Origin of the sequence: Curtobacterium sp. MCPF17_047 (genome assembly GCF_003234045.1) — a bacterium.
In the GTDB taxonomy this organism is placed as follows: domain Bacteria; phylum Actinomycetota; class Actinomycetes; order Actinomycetales; family Microbacteriaceae; genus Curtobacterium.
In genome coordinates, this window is record NZ_QKSF01000031.1 from 1 (window position 1) to 5652 (window position 5652).

Sequence of the window (5652 nt, forward strand, 5' to 3'; positions counted from 1 at the left end):
TCATGAAAAGAAGTCCGGCGGCGTCCTACTCTCCCACAAGGTCCCCCTTGCAGTACCATCGGCGCTGAGAGGCTTAGCTTCCGGGTTCGGAATGTGACCGGGCGTTTCCCTCTCGCTATGACCACCGGAACACCATCGACCCGATCATTTCCGGATCAAACAGGTTCCAGCTATCCCCCACCAACGGGTTGGTGCCTGCAACCCGAAACGGATTGTCGACACCCCACACCGGTGGGGTAGCTAAACTATTCAGTTTGATTCCCGATCGTCTGTCGGGAACCACAAAGTGGACGCGAGCCCCGACCCCCGAAAGGGTCAGGAAAAAAGTGTGTGTCAAGTCTTCGGCTTATTAGTACCGGTCAGCTCCACGGGTCGTTAGTCCCCGCTTCCACATCCGGCCTATCAACCCAGTAGTCTGCTGGGAGCCTCTCACACTCAAGGTGCATGGAAATCTCATCTCGAAGACGGCTTCCCGCTTAGATGCTTTCAGCGGTTATCCGGTCCGAACGTAGCTAATCAGCGGTGCCCTTGGCAGAACAACTGACACACCAGAGGTTCGTCCATCCCGGTCCTCTCGTACTAGGGATAGATCTTCTCAAATTTCCAACGCGCGCAGCGGATAGGGACCGAACTGTCTCACGACGTTCTAAACCCAGCTCGCGTACCGCTTTAATGGGCGAACAGCCCAACCCTTGGGACCTACTCCAGCCCCAGGATGCGACGAGCCGACATCGAGGTGCCAAACCATGCCGTCGATATGGACTCTTGGGCAAGATCAGCCTGTTATCCCCGAGGTACCTTTTATCCGTTGAGCGACAGCGCTTCCACAAGCCACTGCCGGATCACTAGTCCCGACTTTCGTCCCTGCTCGACCTGTCAGTCTCACAGTCAAGCTCCCTTGTGCACTTACACTCGCCACCTGATTGCCAACCAGGTTGAGGGAACCTTTGGGCGCCTCCGTTACTCTTTGGGAGGCAACCGCCCCAGTTAAACTACCCATCAGGCACTGTCCATGAACCCGATCAGGGTCCTACGTTAGACATCCAAAGTGACCAGAGTGGTATTTCAACAATGACTCCACGAACACTAGCGTGCCCGCTTCACAGTCTCCCACCTATCCTACACAAGCCACTCCGAACACCAATACCAAACTGTAGTAAAGGTCACGGGGTCTTTCCGTCCTGCTGCGCGTAACGAGCATCTTTACTCGTAGTGCAATTTCGCCGAGTTCGCGGTTGAGACAGCTGGGAAGTCGTTACGCCATTCGTGCAGGTCGGAACTTACCCGACAAGGAATTTCGCTACCTTAGGATGGTTATAGTTACCACCGCCGTTTACTGGGGCTTAAATTCAGAGCTTCGCCGTGAAGCTGACCCTTCCTCTTAACCTTCCAGCACCGGGCAGGCGTCAGTCCGTATACATCGTCTTGCGACTTCGCACGGACCTGTGTTTTTAGTAAACAGTCGCTTCCCACTGGTCTCTGCGGCCTTCAACGCTCACGGAGTAAATCCGGTCACGCGTCCGGCCCCCCTTCTCCCGAAGTTACGGGGGCATTTTGCCGAGTTCCTTAACCACGATTATCTCGATCTCCTTGGTATTCTCTACCTGACCACCTGAGTCGGTTTCGGGTACGGGCGGCTGCAACCTCGCGTCGATGCTTTTCTCGGCAGCATAGGATCACTGAATTCCCCTTACGGGTACGCGTCGGGTCTCAGGCATACAGACGACGGATTTGCCTATCGTCAGCCCTACATCCTTACACCAGGATCACCTTACGGATACCATCGCCTGGCTCAGCTACCTTCCTGCGTCACACCTGTTCATACGCTAACCGCACCAGCATGGGGTCGAGCGTTAGACCGGCCCGTCTCACCCCGAAGGGATCAACAAGTGCCGGGTTAGGACTCTTAGCACCACTGGATTAGCTTGGGCGGTTGTTCGCCGGTACGGGAATATCAACCCGTTGTCCATCGACTACGCCTGTCGGCCTCGCCTTAGGTCCCGACTTACCCAGGGCGGATTAACCTGGCCCTGGAACCCTTGGTCTTTCGGAGGACGGGTTTCTCACCCGTCTTTCGCTACTCATGCCTGCATTCTCACTCGTGTGGCGTCCACGGCTGGATCACTCCGCCGCTTCACTCGCCACACGACGCTCTCCTACCACTCCGCACGACTGAACCACGAAGGCTTGTCTAGTGTGCGAAATCTACAACTTCGGCGGTGTGCTTGAGCCCCGTTACATTGTCGGCGCGGAATCACTTGACCAGTGAGCTATTACGCACTCTTTCAAGGGTGGCTGCTTCTAAGCCAACCTCCTGGTTGTCTGTGCAACTCCACATCCTTTCCCACTTAGCACACGCTTAGGGGCCTTAGTTGGTAGTCTGGGTTGTTTCCCTCTCGACGATGAAGCTTATCCCCCACCGTCTCACTGCTGCGCTCTCACTCACCGGCATTCGGAGTTTGGCTGACGTCAGTAACCTGTTGAGGCCCATCGGCCATCCAGTAGCTCTACCTCCGGCGAGAAACACGCAACGCTGCACCTAAATGCATTTCGGAGAGAACCAGCTATCACGAAGTTTGATTGGCCTTTCACCCCTATCCACAGCTCATCCCCTCCATTTTCAACTGAAGTGGGTTCGGTCCTCCACGACGTCTTACCGTCGCTTCAACCTGGCCATGGATAGATCACTTCGCTTCGGGTCTAGGACATGCGACTGAATCGCCCTATTCAGACTCGCTTTCGCTACGGCTACCCCACACGGGTTAACCTCGCCACATATCGCTAACTCGCAGGCTCATTCTTCAAAAGGCACGCCGTCACCCCTACAAAGGAGGCTCCGACGGTTTGTAAGCAAACGGTTTCAGGTACTATTTCACTCCCCTCCCGGGGTACTTTTCACCTTTCCCTCACGGTACTTGTCCGCTATCGGTCATCTGGGAGTATTTAGGCTTATCAGGTGGTCCTGACAGATTCACACGGGATTTCTCGGGCCCCGTGCTACTTGGGATACACATCCGGCCATAACACCATTTCGTCTACGGGGCTGGCACCCACTACGGCCCGGCTTTCAAACCGGTTCGACTATGATGCGCTGTAACCGTCCCAGTCCGGCAGAACTGAGTGACGTGTCCCACAACCCCGACCATGCAACGCCCGCCGGCTATCACACATGATCGGTTTAGCCTCATCCGTTTTCGCTCGCCACTACTCACGGAATCACATGTTGTTTTCTCTTCCTGTGGGTACTGAGATGTTTCACTTCCCCACGTTCCCTCTACCCGCCCTATATATTCAGGCGGGAGTCACCAGGTCACAAAAGCGCCTGGCGGGGTTTCCCCATTCGGAAATCCTCGGCTCACAGCTCGATTATCAGCTCCCCGAGGCTTATCGCAGATTTCTACGTCCTTCTTCGGCTCCAGATGCCAAGGCATCCACCGTTTGCTCTTAGAAACTTGACCACAAAGATTAAAATTGCGATCCAACGTCACACCGACACCACACCAGCCACCACAAGGGCAACCAACCGGTCTCGGATGACACGAATCTAAAGATGCTCGCGTCCACTGTGTAGTTCTCAACATACGATCGGCACCACACTCCCCCAAACCAAACCGGTCTGACATCATGCGGCCCAACGAAGGACCCAACGGCCCAACCCCTCCCAACACTCTCGTGTCAGCAGGAAGCCTGGTCCCTCAGGACCCAACAACGTGCACCAGCCAGCAGCTCCACCCCCGACCCGTTCCAACCAGGCGAACCCGGTGTACTGAAGATCGGAAGCATCACTCCCAACTGCACTGTCAATGTTCCACCCATGAGCTACCCGTCGGACACGTTCGGTCCGAATCAGGCGCCTGGACCAGCCACCACCCACCAAACGGTGAACAGCACTGACCAGATGCTCCTTAGAAAGGAGGTGATCCAGCCGCACCTTCCGGTACGGCTACCTTGTTACGACTTAGTCCTAATCACCGATCCCACCTTCGACGGCTCCTTCCACAAGGGTTAGGCCACCGGCTTCGGGTGTTACCGACTTTCATGACTTGACGGGCGGTGTGTACAAGGCCCGGGAACGTATTCACCGCAGCGTTGCTGATCTGCGATTACTAGCGACTCCGACTTCATGAGGTCGAGTTGCAGACCTCAATCCGAACTGAGACCGGCTTTTTGGGATTCGCTCCACCTTACGGTATCGCAGCCCTTTGTACCGGCCATTGTAGCATGCGTGAAGCCCAAGACATAAGGGGCATGATGATTTGACGTCATCCCCACCTTCCTCCGAGTTGACCCCGGCAGTCTCCTATGAGTCCCCGGCATAACCCGCTGGCAACATAGAACGAGGGTTGCGCTCGTTGCGGGACTTAACCCAACATCTCACGACACGAGCTGACGACAACCATGCACCACCTGTACACCGACCACAAGGGGGCGACCATCTCTGGCCGTTTCCGGTGTATGTCAAGCCTTGGTAAGGTTCTTCGCGTTGCATCGAATTAATCCGCATGCTCCGCCGCTTGTGCGGGCCCCCGTCAATTCCTTTGAGTTTTAGCCTTGCGGCCGTACTCCCCAGGCGGGGCGCTTAATGCGTTAGCTACGACACAGAAACCGTGGAAAGGTCCCTACATCTAGCGCCCAACGTTTACGGCATGGACTACCAGGGTATCTAATCCTGTTCGCTCCCCATGCTTTCGCTCCTCAGCGTCAGTTACGGCCCAGAGATCTGCCTTCGCCATCGGTGTTCCTCCTGATATCTGCGCATTCCACCGCTACACCAGGAATTCCAATCTCCCCTACCGCACTCTAGTCTGCCCGTACCCACTGCAAGCCCGAGGTTGAGCCTCGGGATTTCACAGCAGACGCGACAAACCGCCTACGAGCTCTTTACGCCCAATAATTCCGGACAACGCTTGCACCCTACGTATTACCGCGGCTGCTGGCACGTAGTTAGCCGGTGCTTTTTCTGCAGGTACCGTCACTTTCGCTTCTTCCCTACTAAAAGAGGTTTACAACCCGAAGGCCGTCATCCCTCACGCGGCGTTGCTGCATCAGGCTTTCGCCCATTGTGCAATATTCCCCACTGCTGCCTCCCGTAGGAGTCTGGGCCGTGTCTCAGTCCCAGTGTGGCCGGTCACCCTCTCAGGCCGGCTACCCGTCGTCGCCTTGGTGAGCCATTACCTCACCAACAAGCTGATAGGCCGCGAGTCCATCCCCAACCAAAAAATCTTTCCACCACCAGGCCATGCGACCAGTGATCATATCCAGTATTAGACGTCGTTTCCAACGCTTATCCCAGAGTCAGGGGCAGGTTACTCACGTGTTACTCACCCGTTCGCCACTAATCCGCCCAGCAAGCTGGGCATCATCGTTCGACTTGCATGTGTTAAGCACGCCGCCAGCGTTCGTCCTGAGCCAGGATCAAACTCTCCGTAAAAAATTACAACCAACACCGAAGTGTCAGCGAGTTGATCTTGACTGTTGACTGTCTACTGACAATCTTCAATCCAAAAGGAATTGCTTCATGACCCGACCAGCCGAAACCGATCGAGCACGAGGTCAATAAAATTGGCATTGACAATGTGCACGCTGTTGAGTTCTCAAGGACCAGACGCACTCCCCACACAACACCAACACGATGTCACGCCAGAGAGGCTG

Annotated in this window: 3 rRNA genes; all 3 read right to left on the reverse strand. The window is 55.6% G+C overall.

What is annotated here, in order from left to right:
- Positions 1 to 12 precede the first annotated feature (12 nt).
- Positions 13 to 129 (reverse strand): 5S ribosomal RNA (gene rrf / locus DEJ33_RS16750).
- A 200-nt stretch (positions 130 to 329) separates the two neighbouring features.
- A 23S ribosomal RNA gene (locus DEJ33_RS16755) occupies positions 330 to 3458 on the reverse strand.
- A 451-nt stretch (positions 3459 to 3909) separates the two neighbouring features.
- Positions 3910 to 5431, reverse strand: a 16S ribosomal RNA gene (locus DEJ33_RS16760).
- Together the 16S, 23S and 5S rRNA genes form the textbook arrangement of a ribosomal RNA operon.
- Between the last annotated feature and the right edge of the window lie 221 nt (positions 5432 to 5652).